Raw genomic sequence first — 13,737 nt, 5'->3', positions numbered from 1 at the left:
GCCTCTGATCAAAAAGTGCGCAATTCTAGCGAGCACAAGGTCGCTTTACCAGCAGAAAAGCGACGAACGCTGCGCTATGCTTCGCGCCGTTGCGTCCGGGTGTCTGGCATGCCCTGGCGTGGGTGAGGATTCTATTGGTCGGTTAGGGCCTTCTCGGGAGTGGTCGATGGTTCAGGCAAGCAGTCACGCCGAGGGCGGGCACGAAGGCAAGCAGGGGGCGGCGCGGTCGATGGGCCTGCTCGTGGCGGCAGTCGGGGTGGTCTATGGCGATATCGGCACCAGCCCGCTGTACACCCTCAAAGAGGTCTTTACCGGTGGCTATGGCGTGCAGGTCAACCACGACGGGGTGCTGGGGATCCTGTCGTTGATCCTGTGGTCGCTGCTGTGGGTGGTGTCGTTCAAGTACGTGATGTTCATCCTGCGTGCCGACAACCAGGGTGAGGGCGGCACCATGGCCCTCACCGCGCTGGCGCGGCGGGCCACGGCGGAGTATCCGAAGCTGCGGGCGCTGATGGTCGGCTGCGGCCTGGTCGGCGCTTCGTTGTTCTATGGCGACAGCATGATCACGCCGGCGGTGTCGGTGCTGTCGGCGGTGGAGGGCATGGGCCTGGCCTTCGAGGGTATCGACCATTGGGTGGTGCCGATCTCGCTGGTGGTGCTGGTGGCGTTGTTCCTGGTGCAAAAACATGGCACCGAGAAGATCGGCAAGCTGTTCGGCCCGATCATGGTCACCTGGTTCGTGGTGCTGGGGGCGCTGGGCGTGCATGGCATCTCGCAGAGCCCGGAAGTGCTCAAGGCCTTCAACCCAGGCTGGGCGCTGAATTTCTTCATTGTCCACCCTGGCATGGGCGTGGCCATTCTTGGCGCGGTGGTGCTGGCGCTGACCGGTGCCGAGGCGCTGTACGCCGACATGGGGCATTTCGGTCGCAAGCCAATCGCCCGCGCCTGGTTTGCCCTGGTGCTGCCGGCCCTGGTGCTCAACTACTTTGGTCAGGGCGCGATCCTGCTGCAGAACCCGGAGGCCGCGCGCAACCCGTTCTACCTGCTGGCGCCGGGCTGGGCCTTGCTGCCGCTGGTCGGCCTAGCCACCATGGCCACGGTAATCGCCTCGCAAGCCGTGATTTCCGGAGCCTTCTCCCTGACCCGTCAAGCCATCCAGCTGGGTTATGTGCCACGCATGCAAATCCAGCACACCTCCAGCGACGAGCAGGGGCAGATCTACATCGGCGCGGTGAACTGGACGCTGATGGTCGGCGTGGTGCTGCTGGTGATCGGTTTCGAGTCCTCCGGCGCCCTGGCCGCCGCCTATGGCGTGGCGGTGACCGGGACCATGCTGATGACCACGATCCTGGTGTCGGCGGTCATGCTGCTGCTGTGGAAGTGGCCACCGGTGCTGGCGGTGCCGCTGCTGGTGGGCTTCCTGCTGGTCGACGGGCTGTTCTTCGCCGCCAACGTGCCGAAGATCGTCCAGGGCGGTGCCTTCCCTGTCTTGGCGGGGATCGTGCTGTTCGTGCTGATGAGTACCTGGAAGCGGGGCAAGCAGATTCTCGTCGACCGTATCGACGAAGGGGCTTTGCCGCTGCCGGTCTTTATCAGCAGCATCCGGGTGCAGCCGCCGCACCGGGTCGAGGGGACGGCCGTGTTCCTCACTGCTCGGGCCGATGCGGTGCCTCACGCGCTGCTGCACAACATGCTGCATAACCAGGTGCTGCACAGCCAGGTGGTGCTGCTGACGGTGGTCAGCGAGGATCGGCCGCGGGTGCCAGAGCATGAGCGGTTCGAGGTCGAAGCCTATGGTGATGGGTTCTTCCGAGTGCTGTTGCACTTTGGCTTCATGGACGAGCCGGACGTGCCGGCGGCGCTGAAGCTGTGCCACCTGGACGATCTGGACTTCAGCCCGATGCGCACCACCTACTTCCTCAGCCGCGAGACGGTGATCGCATCGCGTCTTGAAGGGATGTCGCGGTGGCGGGGGAATCTGTTCGCGTTCCTGCTGAAGAATGCCAACGGTAACCTGAGGTTCTTCAACCTGCCGTTGAACCGGGTGATCGAATTGGGGACCCAGGTCGAAATTTGAGATCGGTTCGCCGGCAAGCCGGCTCCTACGGGAGCCGGGCTAGCAGGGCATAAAAAAGGGGCCGCAGATGCGGCCCCTTTTTTCATGTCATTTCTCAGCGACGCTGGACTTCCCCTGGCGTGTCTCGATCTCGTCGATCAGGCGCTTGGCCAGTGCCGGATAGTTCTCGTCGAAGTGATGGCCACCTGGCAGCTTCATGCGCTCGCCCACCGCAGTCTTGTCGGTGCAGCCGCTTTCGTCGGTCTCTTCCACACCGTAGATGCACACCACCTTCGAGGCGGGCAGCTTGGCCATTTCCGGCCCGGTCGGGGCTTCCTGGCCTTCCTTGCCCAGCCAGCCCTCGACTTCGATCTCGAAGCTGCCGCTACGGGCGAAGGCCAGCAGGATCACGGCGTCGATACGCTTCTGGTCTTCTGCGGAGAGGCGGTTGTAGATGGCCGGCAGCACGTCGGCACCGAACGAGTAGCCGGTCAGCACGAAGCGCTTGGTGCCCCATTTCTGGCGGTAGTGCTGCATCAGCTCGGACAGGTCGGCGGCGCTCTGTTCCGGGGTCTTGTGCTGCCAGTAGTAACGCAGGGTGTCGATGCCCACCACCGGGAAGCCGAGCTTGGCCATCTCGCCGGCCACGTCGCGGTCCAGATCGCGCCAGCCGCCGTCGCCGGAGAGGAACAGGGTCACGGTGTCGGTGGTCTGGCCGGCCGGAACTTCCACCACTGGAATTGCCAGGGCATTGCCGTCCTGGCCGACCAGGGCTTGGGTCAGCTGGGCCTTGAGCACCTGCGGCAGGTGGATGTCGTAGTCGGCGATACTGGTTTCGGCGTTGGCCTGGTCACGTACGAAGGCGGCGCTGGCATCGTCCGGGTTGTCGTTCCAGGCGACGTTCCAGTGGCCATGGGCGGCGGATTTGGGCAGGGCGGCCTGGCAACCCGGCTGCTCGACGGTGAAGTCCACCGAGATGGCGCGGGCCTTGTCGTCGTTCTGCGCAGCCAGCCAACGCCAGGCCTGGGCGGCGCCTGGGCCGATACCGGCGACCAAAGTGGGCTTGTCGGCCAGTTGGCCGATGGCCTCGTCCATGGCGGCCTGCTGCTTGGCGCAGTCGGCCGGTGGCAGGATCACCTGCACCAGCTGGGCTTCACCAGCCTGGCTCAGGTCGAGCAGCTGTTTGTCGCTCAGGGCCTGCTCCTGGGGCACGCCGATGGCGACCCGGGCCTTGGCATGCACACCGGGTGTGGCACGGGTCAGGCTGCTGCCGTCCTTCAAGGTCAGCTGTTCCAGGCGAACCTCGGGCGCTGGGCGGGTCCACAGCCAGAAGGCCGTGCCACCGGCCAGGACGGCCAGGACCAGGGGAATCAGTACATACAACCAATAGCGTCGGATCATCAACGTTTCACCAATCCAGTCAGGCCACCAGCGATCAGGGCGGCGGTATCGGCCAGTGCCACCAGCGGGTCCAGCCCGGCCGGCACTGCCATGTAACGGGGTTCCCAGTCCGGCTGGAACTTGTCCTTGAAGCGCCGCAGGCCCTGGAAGTTGTAGAGCTGCTCGCCACGCTGGAACACCATCGAGCCCAGGCGCTGGGTCAAGGGTGCGCCACGGCGCGGCTGCAAGCCGGAGAGGGGGACCATCCCCAGGCTGAATCGGCCATAGTCATGGCTCTTGTAGTGAAGGATCAGGCCGACCATCATGAATTCCATGGTCAGCTTCGGCGCTTCAGGATGGGCGCGCATCAGGTCCAGGCTGGCCAGCTCGTTGCTGTGGGTTTCCAGCAAGTTGGCGAAGGCCACCGGGCGGCCCTGGAAGCGGATCAGCGCGATGCGGAAGTGCTGCAGGTACTCAGGGCTGAAGCGGCCGAGGGAGAAGCCCTTTTCACGCACATTCTTGCCGGTGAGCCAGGCATCGGAGATTTCCTTGAGCTCCGCCAGCGGTGCATGGCCGGGTTCGTGGATCTCCAGGCTCAGGCCGTCGCGGCCACCACGGTTCCAGGTGTAGCGCAGGTCCTTCATCTCCTTGCCCTTGGCGTCGATGTCGAAGCGGCGCAGGTCGACCCGTGCCTCCTCGCCCAGCTTGATCGCGGTCAGGCCGATGTCCATGTAGAAGGGCAGGTTCTCCGCGCGTACCTGGTAGAACACCGGGCGGGCATGATGCAGGTCGCACAGGTCGCGGAACTGCCAGATCATCTCGGCGCGTTCCTGGGCCGGGCCGATCGGGTCGTACAGCGCCACCAGGCTGCGGCCACGGCGGGCGTACATGAGGAAGGCATTGTCGCTGGGGTGGAACAGCAGCGCCTTGTCGCCGGTCAGGGCCAGGCCGCCGTCGGGTTGGTCGGAGGCCAGCAGCACACGGTTGGCCCGCTGCAGCTCTTCGTCGTTGGGCAGGTGGATCACCGGTCGGGCAGTGCGCAGCAGCCAGGTGAGCGAGACGATCACCAGCAGCACGGCGCTGCCCAGCGCGGCGCGCAGGCCGCGCGGTGCATCGGCGTCCAGGGTGAACTGCCACCACAGCTTGTGGGTGTAGGGCACGTCCTGATAGGCGAACAGCAGCAGCCACACCGAAGCCCCGACCACGCAGGCGCTGGCCACCAGGTACACCGGCGAGAAAGGCAGCTCCAGCAGGCGGCTGGGGCGGTAGAACGAGCGACGGAACAGGGCCAGCAGGGCGGCGGTGAAGCACATCAGCGAGGCTTCTTCCCAGTCGAAACCCTTGAGCAGCGACAGCACCGCGCCGACCAGCAGCAACACGGTGGTCAGCAGCCAGGCCGCCGACAGGCGCCGGCGCAGGCCTTGGGCCAGCAGCAGGCAGAGTACCCCGATCAGGCTGGCGCCGAAGTGCGAGGCGTCGATCAGGCGGTGTGGAATGAGGAAACCCATGTGTTCCAGGCGGCTGTCGATCTCGGGAGTGGCGCCTGAGAACAGCAGCACCACGCCGGAGAGGAACACCAGGATCGCCAGCACCGGGGCCGCCAACCCGGAGGCGGCGCGGATGGCTTGCTGGGCGAACAGCAGGCGGCGCGCCTCGTTGGCCAGCAACAGCACGCAGGCAGCCAGCAGCGGCAGCACCACATAGATCAGTCGATACAGCAGCAATGCCGCGGCGAGCGGCGCCGCCCCCAATTGGTTGGCGAAGGCGGCCAGCAGGATTGCCTCGAACACCCCGACGCCACCCGGCACGTGACTGAGCACACCGGCTGCGAGCGCGAGCAGGTAGACCAGCACGAAAGCGCCGAAGGGCGGTGCTTCCGGCAGCAGCATGTACAGCACGGTGGCCGCGGCGGCGACATCCAGTGCGGTGATCAGCAGTTGCAGGGCGGCCAGGCGGCCATTGGGCAGGCGCAGCGTGCGGCGACCGAACTGCACCAGCAGGCTGTGCGCCAAAGGCTGCTCGGGCAGCCGACGGCGATACAGCCCGATGACCAGGGCTGCGGTTGCAACCAGGACGGCCACGGCGATGCCAGCGAGCAAGGGGGCGGGCAGGCGCAATGCGGTAGCCGCCGCCGACAGGTCGCTCAAGGTGGCCAACGCCGCGAGGGGAGGCAAGGCGCAACCCAGCGACAGGCTGGCAAACACGGTCATGCGGGCGACTTCGGCGGCGCCCAACCCTTGGCGGGCATACAAGCGGTAGCGCACCGAGCCGCCCGAGAGCATCGACAGGCCAATGGCATTGCCGATGGCGAAGGCGCTGAAGCCGCCCAGCACCAGCGTGCGGGCCGGCAGTTGCACGGCGGCATAACGGCTGGCGGACCATTCATAACCCAGCAGGATCACAAAACCGACCAGTGTGGCCAGCAGTGCCCCGAGCAGCGAATGGGTCGGTACGCTGAGCATGGCGTCGTGCAGCGCATAGATGTCCAGCTCGCTCAGCAGGTGACGGCAAGCGATCAGGCCCATGGCGAACAACAGCAGGGTCACCGCCAGCCCCAGGGGCTGGCGATACTTGCTCAGGCGTTCCAGCCAGGGCAGGCGATGGGCGGCTGTGGGCAAGGCTGCGGTCAGCGGTGCCTGGGTATCGGGAGTGGGGGCGGTCATGGATTACCCCGAGCGGTCAGCGCGAGGTACGGGCAAGGTACGGCCAAGTGAAAGTCCCTTTGGAAAACGTGTCCAGATATTACTCCGGGCCGGGTCGTTAATCTGTTTCAGGATAGTTAAAGATAGTTCATTCAGCTGCGCGGAAGGTGGCGCAACGCCATGCGAGCTGGGGCTGGCGAAGATAGCGCTTGCGCAGCGCGAGGAGAAGAGGATGGGGCAGATGCAACAAGCCCCGCGCTATCTTTCGATAGGCGGGGCTTGTTCTGACGAATATGGTTGCGGGAGCCGGATTTGAACCGACGACCTTCGGGTTATGAGCCCGACGAGCTACCAGGCTGCTCCATCCCGCGTCAGAGGTGCGAATTCTACGGGCTTTCGATGGGATGTCAAACCTTAATTATTGATTCGACAAGATTTTTCGTAAGTCTTCCGACTCGCAATAAAAAAGTCCACTGTCGAAACAGTGGCCTTTTTTCTGAATCTGGTTGCGGGAGCCGGATTTGAACCGACGACCTTCGGGTTATGAGCCCGACGAGCTACCAGGCTGCTCCATCCCGCGTCAGAGGTGCGCATTCTACGGGCTTTCGAAGAGATGTCAAACCTTAATTGTTGATTCGACAGGACTTTTCGTAAGTCTTTCGAGTGGCAATAAAAAAGGCCACTGTCGAAACAGTGGCCTTTTCTTGAATCTGGTTGCGGGAGCCGGATTTGAACCGACGACCTTCGGGTTATGAGCCCGACGAGCTACCAGGCTGCTCCATCCCGCGCCTGTGAGATCGAATTCTACGGATTTGTTTCCCTGTGTCAAGTATTAGTTTCAAAAAAACCTTTTTCGTTCAAACCCTTAGCGTGATGAATAGGCCTGCGGGCCAGGCTGGGCGGGGCTTTCAGGCCGATTGTCGCTTGCGGGCTGTCTCGTGGGGTGGCGCTGGGGTAACATCTGTATGAATTTACAGTACTGGCTGTCGTCCATGTCCCTGCGCAAGATCATTCATATCGACTGTGACTGTTTTTACGCCGCCATCGAAATGCGTGACGACCCGCGCCTGGCCGGTCGGCCGATGGCGGTGGGAGGGCAGCCGGGGCAGCGCGGTGTGATTGCTACCTGCAACTACGAAGCGCGTGCCTATGGCGTGCGGTCTGCGATGGCCTCCGGGCATGCCTTGAAACTGTGCCCGGACCTGGAGATCGTCAAGCCGCGATTCGAGGCCTACCGCGAAGCCTCGCGGGACATTCACACGATTTTCCGGGATTACACCGATCTGATCGAGCCTTTGTCATTGGACGAAGCCTATCTGGATGTCACTGACAGCCAGTGGTTCGCCGGCAGCGCCACGCGTATTGCCGAAGACATCCGTCGACGGGTGGCCCAGCAACTGCACATCACGGTTTCTGCCGGTGTGGCGCCGAACAAGTTCCTGGCCAAGATCGCCAGTGACTGGCGCAAGCCCAACGGCCTGTTCGTCATTACCCCGGATCAGGTCGAGGAGTTCGTCGCGCAATTGCCGGTAGCGCGACTGCATGGGGTTGGCAAGGTGACGGCAGACAAGCTCGCGCGGCTGGGGATCGACACCTGTCACGCGTTGCGCGATTGGCCGAGGCTGGCGCTGGTTCGCGAGTTCGGCAGTTTCGGTGAACGGTTGTGGGGGCTGGCGCGAGGCATCGACGAACGTGCGGTGCAGAATGACAGCCGGCGGCAATCGGTCAGTGTCGAGAATACCTACGATCACGACCTGCCCGACCTGAACAGTTGCCTCGAGAAACTGCCGGAACTGCTATCCAGTCTGAATGAACGAATTGCGCGAATGGATAGCAGCTATCGGCCCGACAAGCCCTTCGTCAAGGTCAAGTTCCATGATTTCAGCCAGACCACGATGGAGCAGGCGGGGGCGGGAAGGGATCTGGAGAGTTACCGGCAGTTGCTCAGCCAGGCGTTTGCACGTGGTGGCAAGCCGGTGCGGTTGTTGGGGGTAGGGGTGCGGTTGCGCGACCTGCGCGGGGCGCATGAGCAGTTGGAGTTGTTTGGAGACATATAGAAGAGGGGCTGCAAAGCAACCCCTCTCGTATTACTGCACGCCTGGATCGGCAACCAATCGCCCGGTCGCCTTGGTCAGGGATTGCACGAATTCCTGTTGCAGCTCCGGATCGTTGCGGGTCAGCTCGATCAGGCTCTGCTCCAGCTCGCTGGCCTCTTCTTCCAGGCCCAGCTCCGAAAGGCGCTTGACCCGATGAACCCATTGGCCGACATCGTCGTCCTCCAGGTCGTCGAAGATCAGGTCGTGGGCTTCGAGCAGCTTGTTGCGCAGATTGCCGCTGACCAGCAGGCTGGCATCGCCGCGCACGCTGTTTTCTTCGTCGACCACCTGCAGGTGCAGGGTGCCGATGTGGTTGAGGTTCTGCTCGGAGAACGGGCTGTCCAGCAGGTTCAGGCGCAGCACGCCGTTCCTGTCGGTGGTCAGCTCATGGCTCAGCTTGCCGGCCTTCACTTCGACCAGGCGCTCGCTCCAGGGCAGGTTGACCAGTTCCTCGCGTTTGCCTTTCTCGACTTCGCTGATGCCTGCCAGGTTCTGCTGGGCGCGGCCGTTGGAAGGTGCGTTCATGAACGGGTTGACCCCGGCCACGCCATAGCTCAGCCAGTCATGGGTGACGCTGTCCGGCAGGTTGCCCAGGGCAAACACGTTGACCACGTTGGCGCCGATGCCGGCAACCACCGCCACCGCGCCCAGCGGGATCTCATAGATCTCCCGCCAGGGCTGGTAGGGCGTGTAGCGGTCGTAACGGCGGGTCACTTCGTACTCGGTGACCTCGAAGCGCTTCTGTTCGTGAATGCGCACACGCCGCTGCGGTAGCTCCATCACCTTGGGCTCACCGACATCGATTTGCAGGCTGTGTTCGAGCAGTTTGCGCTCGACACGCTCCTCGTGGTCGCTGCGTTGGGACATCTGGTTGGCGCAGCCGCCGAGGAGCAGGGCGCCGCACAGTGCGGCGCCCCCCAGGGTGTAGGTACTTCGCTTGGACATGTTCACTCGCGCAACGGTTGATCAGCGACGGATGCGGGCCTGCAGGAAGGTCAGCACTTCATTGAGCGGCAGCGCCTGGGCTTCCGATTCGGTGCGGTGCTTGTATTCCAGATTGCCGTCGGCCAGGCCGCGGTCACTGACGACGATGCGGTGTGGGATACCGATCAGTTCCATGTCGGCGAACTTGATGCCGGGGCTGGTCTTCTTGTCGCGGTCGTCCAGCAGCACTTCGAAGCCGGCGGCGGTCAGCTCGGCGTACAGCTTGTCGGTGGCCTCGCGTACCACATCGGTTTCGTAGCGCAGCGGCACCAGGGCGATCTGGAAGGGTGCCAGGGCGTCGTTCCAGATGATGCCTTTGTCGTCGTAGCTCTGCTCGATGGCGGCGGCGACCACGCGGGACACGCCGATGCCGTAGCAGCCCATCGACAGCACGACCGGCTTGCCATTCTCACCCAGTACCTGGCACTTCAGCGCCTCGCTGTACTTGGTGCCGAGCTGGAAGATGTGGCCGACTTCGATGCCGCGCTTGATTACCAGGGTGCCCTGGCCATCCGGGCTCGGGTCGCCTTCGACCACGTTGCGCAGGTCGGCAACCTGTGGAACCGGCAGGTCGCGCTCCCAGTTCACGCCGAAGTAGTGCTTGTCGTCGATGTTGGCGCCAATGCCGAAGTCGCTCATCAGGGCGACCGAACGGTCGATGATGCATTCCAGCGGCAGGTTCAGTGGGCCGAGGGAGCCAGCACCGGCGCCGATGGCGGCGCGCAGTTCAGTGTCGGAAGCCATGACCAGCGGGTCGGCGACCTGTTCCAGCTTGGCGGCCTTGATTTCGTTGAGCTCGTGGTCGCCACGGACGATCAGGGCGACCAGTTTGCCTTCCTCGGCGCCGTGCACGATCAGGGTCTTGACGGTCTTCTCGATCGCCAGGCCGAAGTTTTCCACCAGTTCGGCGATGGTCTTGGCGTTCGGGGTGTCGACCAGGCGCAGCTCTTCGGTCGGGGCAGGGCGCACGGTTTCCCGCGGAATGGCCTCGGCCTTCTCGATGTTGGCGGCGTAGTCGGAGCTGTCGCTGAAGATCACGTCGTCCTCGCCGGAGGAGGCGAGCACGTGGAATTCGTGGGAGTAGCTGCCACCGATGGAGCCGGTGTCGGCCTGCACGGGGCGGAAATCCAGGCCCAGGCGGGTAAAGATGTTGCTGTATGCCTGGTGCATGCGGTCGTAGGTTTCCTGCAGGGAAGCCTGGTCGGCATGGAAGGAGTAGGCGTCCTTCATGATGAACTCGCGGCCGCGCATCAGGCCGAAGCGCGGACGAATCTCGTCACGGAACTTGGTCTGGATCTGGTACATGTTCAGCGGCAGCTGTTTATAGCTGGACAGCTCGTTGCGCGCGAGGTCGGTGATGACCTCTTCGTGCGTGGGGCCGACACAGAAGTCGCGGTCGTGGCGGTCCTTCAGGCGCAGCAGCTCGGGGCCGTACTGTTCCCAGCGGCCGGATTCCTGCCACAGCTCCGCAGGCTGGATGCTAGGCATCAGCACTTCGAGGGCGCCGGCGGCGTTCATTTCCTCGCGGACCACGGCTTCGACCTTGCGCATGACCCGCAGGCCCATCGGCAGCCAGGTGTACAGGCCGGAGGCCAGCTTGCGGATCATGCCGGCGCGCAGCATGAGCTGGTGGCTGATGACCACTGCATCTGCCGGGGTTTCCTTTTGTGTCGCGAGCAAATATTGACTGGTGCGCATGGTGAGCCGTGTCGATTGCCTGAATGTGAAATGACCCCGCATTGTACGGGGGCGAAACGAAAGCGTACAGAATGCAGCAGTTGTGCGGTTCTGTCAGCCAAGAAAAAGCCCGGCGATGGCCGGGCTTCTTCATTCGCGAAGCATTGCAAGCAAAGGCTTACAGGATGCTCAGCGGGTACTCGACGATCAGACGCAGTTCGTCGATCGAGTTGGAGCCGTAGTAGACGCCATCGGAGGAGCGGTAGGTGGCCTGGCGCACGCGCAGGCTCAGGTCCTTGGCCGGGCCGCTTTGCAGGACGTACTTGACGTCGATGTCGCGTTCCCATTCCTTGCCGTTGTCGGTGGTCTCGGTCGTGGCGCCGGTACCGCGGGCGTAACGGGTCATGAAGGTCAGGCCTGGGACGCCGTATTCGGCGAAGTTCAGGTCGTAGCGGACCTGCCAGGACTTCTCGTCTTCGGCGTTGAAGTCGGAGCGGGCGATGGAGTTGGCCAGGAACACGGTGCCGCCGCCGTCGACGCCATAGGCGTAGTCGCCGTCACCGCTGATTTTTTGGTAGGCCAGGGTGAAGGTGTGGGCGCCAATGTTGTAGGCGGCCGAGAGGCTGGCTGCAATGTTGTCGAGTTCGTTGGTGCCATCGGCTTTGGCGACAGCGGCGCCCGTGCGGTTTTCACCGATGGACTTGGTGTCATAGATGTTGAAGTCGAACACCAGGCCTTGCTTGTCGCTGATCGGCAGTGCCCAGTTCACGTTGCCGTACCACTTGCGGAAGTGATCTTCGATGCGCGAGTAGTACAGGCTGGTGCTCAGGCCATCAGTGATGGCATAGGTGCCGCCAAAGACGTTTGCCTCGGTCAGGCCAGGGCGTTTCTGGCGATCCCTGGTGAGGCCGCCGATGCTGTCTTTGTAGCTGGCAGCCTGGGCGTCGAGGCGGGTGAAGTGGCCGGCGTTCAGTTCGAGGCCCTTGATTTCCTTGCTGGTCAGCAGGAAACCTTCGGCAACTTCTGGCAGCAGGCGGCTGTCGTCGGTGGCGAACACCGGCATCGCGGTGTACTGGCCGCCATATTTCAGGACAGTGTCCGAAATGCGGAATTTGACTGCGCCGTAGCCTTTCGAGTAATCGTCTTCCGAGCGGCCGTCGGAGCCGGTGGGGAACAGGCCGGTGCCCGCGCGGCCTTTGCCGCTGTCGAGTTTGACGCCGAGCAGGCCAATGGCGTCGGCGCCGACGCCAACGGTGCCTTGGGTGAAGCCGGACTCAAAGGTGCCGTGGAAACCGAGGCCGGTTTCTTCGGCGCGGCTCTTGGTGCCAGCCGGGGCGTTGCGGAAGTCACGGCTGAAATACAGCATCCGGGTCTTGACGTTCAGCTTGCTGTCTTCGACGAAGCCCTTGGATTCATCCTGCGAAGAGGCGACAGCCAACTGCGAGGTCCCTGCCGCTACGGCCAGGGCGATCATGCTCCACTTCATCACGCGCATCGTGATTTGCTCCTTTGGTTTTTAGGAAGAGTACCGCTGCGCCCGGGTGTTCTAGTTATGGGGGGCAGCTCTTTCTTGTTATGTCGGCGAAAATGTATATCACGCTGACTATTCTTGGCGATATGGCTGTAATCAACCTTTCGGTAACTTTATGGCCTTGTCGCTCATGGTTATGTCCCTGTCGCAAATCACGTCCCGGTTTAAGGGGGCGTACAACGCCAGCGCTGTTTCCAAGCTGTCATTAATGTGTAAACACAAAGTATGGCTTGTGAAACTCCCTGGTAATTCCAAACCCGCTGTTGTTATTTGTCGCGTACACCGGCAATGCAGGTGTCGTGCCGACTTGGCGTCGAGTGAATGCAACAAGCGTGCTCAAAATTACGAACGGTTGATGAAATTTTCACATTTGCCTTGCGGGCATGGCTGAAACCTCCGCAAACACGGGAGATTTCCTGCCTGCTGGCGTTTCTGCGAAACGCGCTTGGCTCGGCGGCAAAGCTGCCTTCAAAGTCAAGGTGTTACCGACAACTGTTGATCCTGCCTGTTTTATGTGACGAATGTGTGGTGGGGGCGAGAAAGGCAGCCTCATTCTGGTGCGAAAAGTAGCGAAGTGTTACCGCTGTTGTGCATTGGCCTAGTGCTGGGCGCTCCAGAATCGTGCACGACCGCGCCACGTTGGCGTTCTTCTGTGTGGCGACGGGGGAAGCAAGGTATCCTTGCGCGTCCGTGTCCACCGGCTGTTGTGGGCCGATTCGCCTTGTTAAGGAGGTTTGCCGTGTTCACCCTCGATTCGCGCCTGCAGCAGGATTCCCTGGTGCTGGGCGATTTGCCGCTGTGCCGCCTGCTGCTGAGCAATGATGCCAACTACCCTTGGTTCATCCTGGTGCCGCGCCGCGCCGATGTCAGCGAGCTGTTCGAGCTCGACGAGGCTGACCAGCGCCAGCTGTGGGAGGAGACCACCGCCCTGGCCGAGGCCCTGAAAGATGCGTTCGCCGCCGACAAGATGAACGTCGCGACGCTGGGCAACGTGGTCAGCCAATTGCACATGCATGTCATCGTTCGCCGTCATGGTGATGCAGCCTGGCCCGCGCCGGTATGGGGCAGGGTGCCGGCCGTCGACTACGCGCCGGAACAGGTGGAAGGCATTCGCCAGCGGGTGAGCGCGTTGCTCGGCGATAGCTTCAAGGAGGTCTGAGCAATGTCGCTGGAAATGCGTATCGTCGAACTGGAAACCCGCCAGGCGTTCCAGGATGACACCATCCAGGCACTCAATGACGAGGTGGTGGAGCAGAGTCGCGTGATCGAGCGCCTGCAGTTGCAGGTGGCCGAGCTGATCAAGCGCTACGAAGAAATGGTCGGCCAGTACGCTGGCGGCGGAGAGGAGCCTCCACCGCCCCATTACTGAGG

The 13,737-nt window shown here is 62.9% G+C and carries 9 protein-coding genes and 3 tRNA genes; 4 read left to right on the top strand and 8 right to left on the bottom strand.

The window, feature by feature from the left end:
* Positions 1-229 precede the first annotated feature (229 nt).
* On the top strand, positions 230-2,077 hold the full coding sequence (locus tag PSEEN_RS18980) for a potassium transporter Kup (protein ID WP_373694295.1): 1,848 nt from the start codon (positions 230-232) through the stop codon (positions 2,075-2,077).
* 87 nt (positions 2,078-2,164) lie between these two features.
* Here PSEEN_RS18980 and PSEEN_RS18975 read toward each other — a convergent pair whose 3' ends face one another.
* The 5 genes from PSEEN_RS18975 to PSEEN_RS18955 form a co-directional block, all read right to left on the bottom strand.
* Positions 2,165-3,457 carry a virulence factor family protein gene (locus tag PSEEN_RS18975; RefSeq protein ID WP_011535173.1) on the bottom strand — a complete coding sequence of 431 codons (1,293 nt, stop codon included), beginning with the start codon at positions 3,455-3,457 and terminating at the stop codon, positions 2,165-2,167.
* Positions 3,457-6,099, bottom strand: a complete 2,643-nt coding sequence (mprF, locus tag PSEEN_RS18970) for a bifunctional lysylphosphatidylglycerol flippase/synthetase MprF (protein WP_011535172.1) — start codon at positions 6,097-6,099, stop codon at positions 3,457-3,459. Before mprF ends, PSEEN_RS18975 begins: the two co-directional genes overlap by 1 nt.
* 273 nt (positions 6,100-6,372) lie before the next feature.
* A tRNA-Met gene (locus tag PSEEN_RS18965) sits at positions 6,373-6,449 on the bottom strand.
* A 132-nt stretch (positions 6,450-6,581) separates the two neighbouring features.
* Positions 6,582-6,658 (bottom strand) — tRNA-Met (locus PSEEN_RS18960).
* A gap of 131 nt (positions 6,659-6,789) precedes the next feature.
* Positions 6,790-6,866, bottom strand: a tRNA-Met gene (locus PSEEN_RS18955).
* A gap of 210 nt (positions 6,867-7,076) precedes the next feature.
* Between PSEEN_RS18955 and dinB the strand changes: the two genes are divergently transcribed.
* Positions 7,077-8,135 carry a DNA polymerase IV gene (dinB, locus tag PSEEN_RS18950; protein WP_162042958.1) on the top strand — a complete coding sequence of 353 codons (1,059 nt, stop codon included), beginning with the start codon at positions 7,077-7,079 and terminating at the stop codon, positions 8,133-8,135.
* Positions 8,136-8,165: 30 nt separating this feature from the next.
* Here dinB and PSEEN_RS18945 read toward each other — a convergent pair whose 3' ends face one another.
* The 3 genes from PSEEN_RS18945 to PSEEN_RS18935 all read right to left on the bottom strand — a co-directional run bounded on the left by PSEEN_RS18945 (position 8,166) and on the right by PSEEN_RS18935 (position 12,330).
* The gene (locus tag PSEEN_RS18945) at positions 8,166-9,119 is read right to left on the bottom strand and encodes a hypothetical protein (RefSeq protein ID WP_011535170.1); all 954 of its coding nucleotides are present in this window, start codon (positions 9,117-9,119) and stop codon (positions 8,166-8,168) included.
* Positions 9,120-9,140: 21 nt separating this feature from the next.
* Positions 9,141-10,856, bottom strand: a complete 1,716-nt coding sequence (locus PSEEN_RS18940) for a proline--tRNA ligase (protein WP_011535169.1) — start codon at positions 10,854-10,856, stop codon at positions 9,141-9,143.
* Positions 10,857-11,013: 157 nt separating this feature from the next.
* Positions 11,014-12,330, bottom strand: coding sequence for an OprD family porin (locus PSEEN_RS18935; RefSeq protein ID WP_011535168.1), 1,317 nt, complete (start codon positions 12,328-12,330; stop codon positions 11,014-11,016).
* Between the two features lie 775 nt (positions 12,331-13,105).
* On the opposite strand from PSEEN_RS18935, the gene PSEEN_RS18930 reads away from it, so the two are divergent.
* The gene (locus PSEEN_RS18930; protein WP_011535167.1) at positions 13,106-13,525 is read left to right on the top strand and encodes an HIT family protein; all 420 of its coding nucleotides are present in this window, start codon (positions 13,106-13,108) and stop codon (positions 13,523-13,525) included.
* Between the two features lie 3 nt (positions 13,526-13,528).
* Complete coding sequence (locus PSEEN_RS18925; RefSeq protein WP_011535166.1) at positions 13,529-13,735, top strand: SlyX family protein; 207 nt, start codon at positions 13,529-13,531, stop codon at positions 13,733-13,735.
* The last annotated feature ends 2 nt before the right edge of the window (positions 13,736-13,737 follow it).

The organism is Pseudomonas entomophila L48, from assembly GCF_000026105.1.
GTDB lineage: Bacteria > Pseudomonadota > Gammaproteobacteria > Pseudomonadales > Pseudomonadaceae > Aquipseudomonas > Aquipseudomonas entomophila.
Note: the sequence above shows the minus strand (reverse complement) of the source record. Positions and strands in the feature narration are given on the sequence as shown.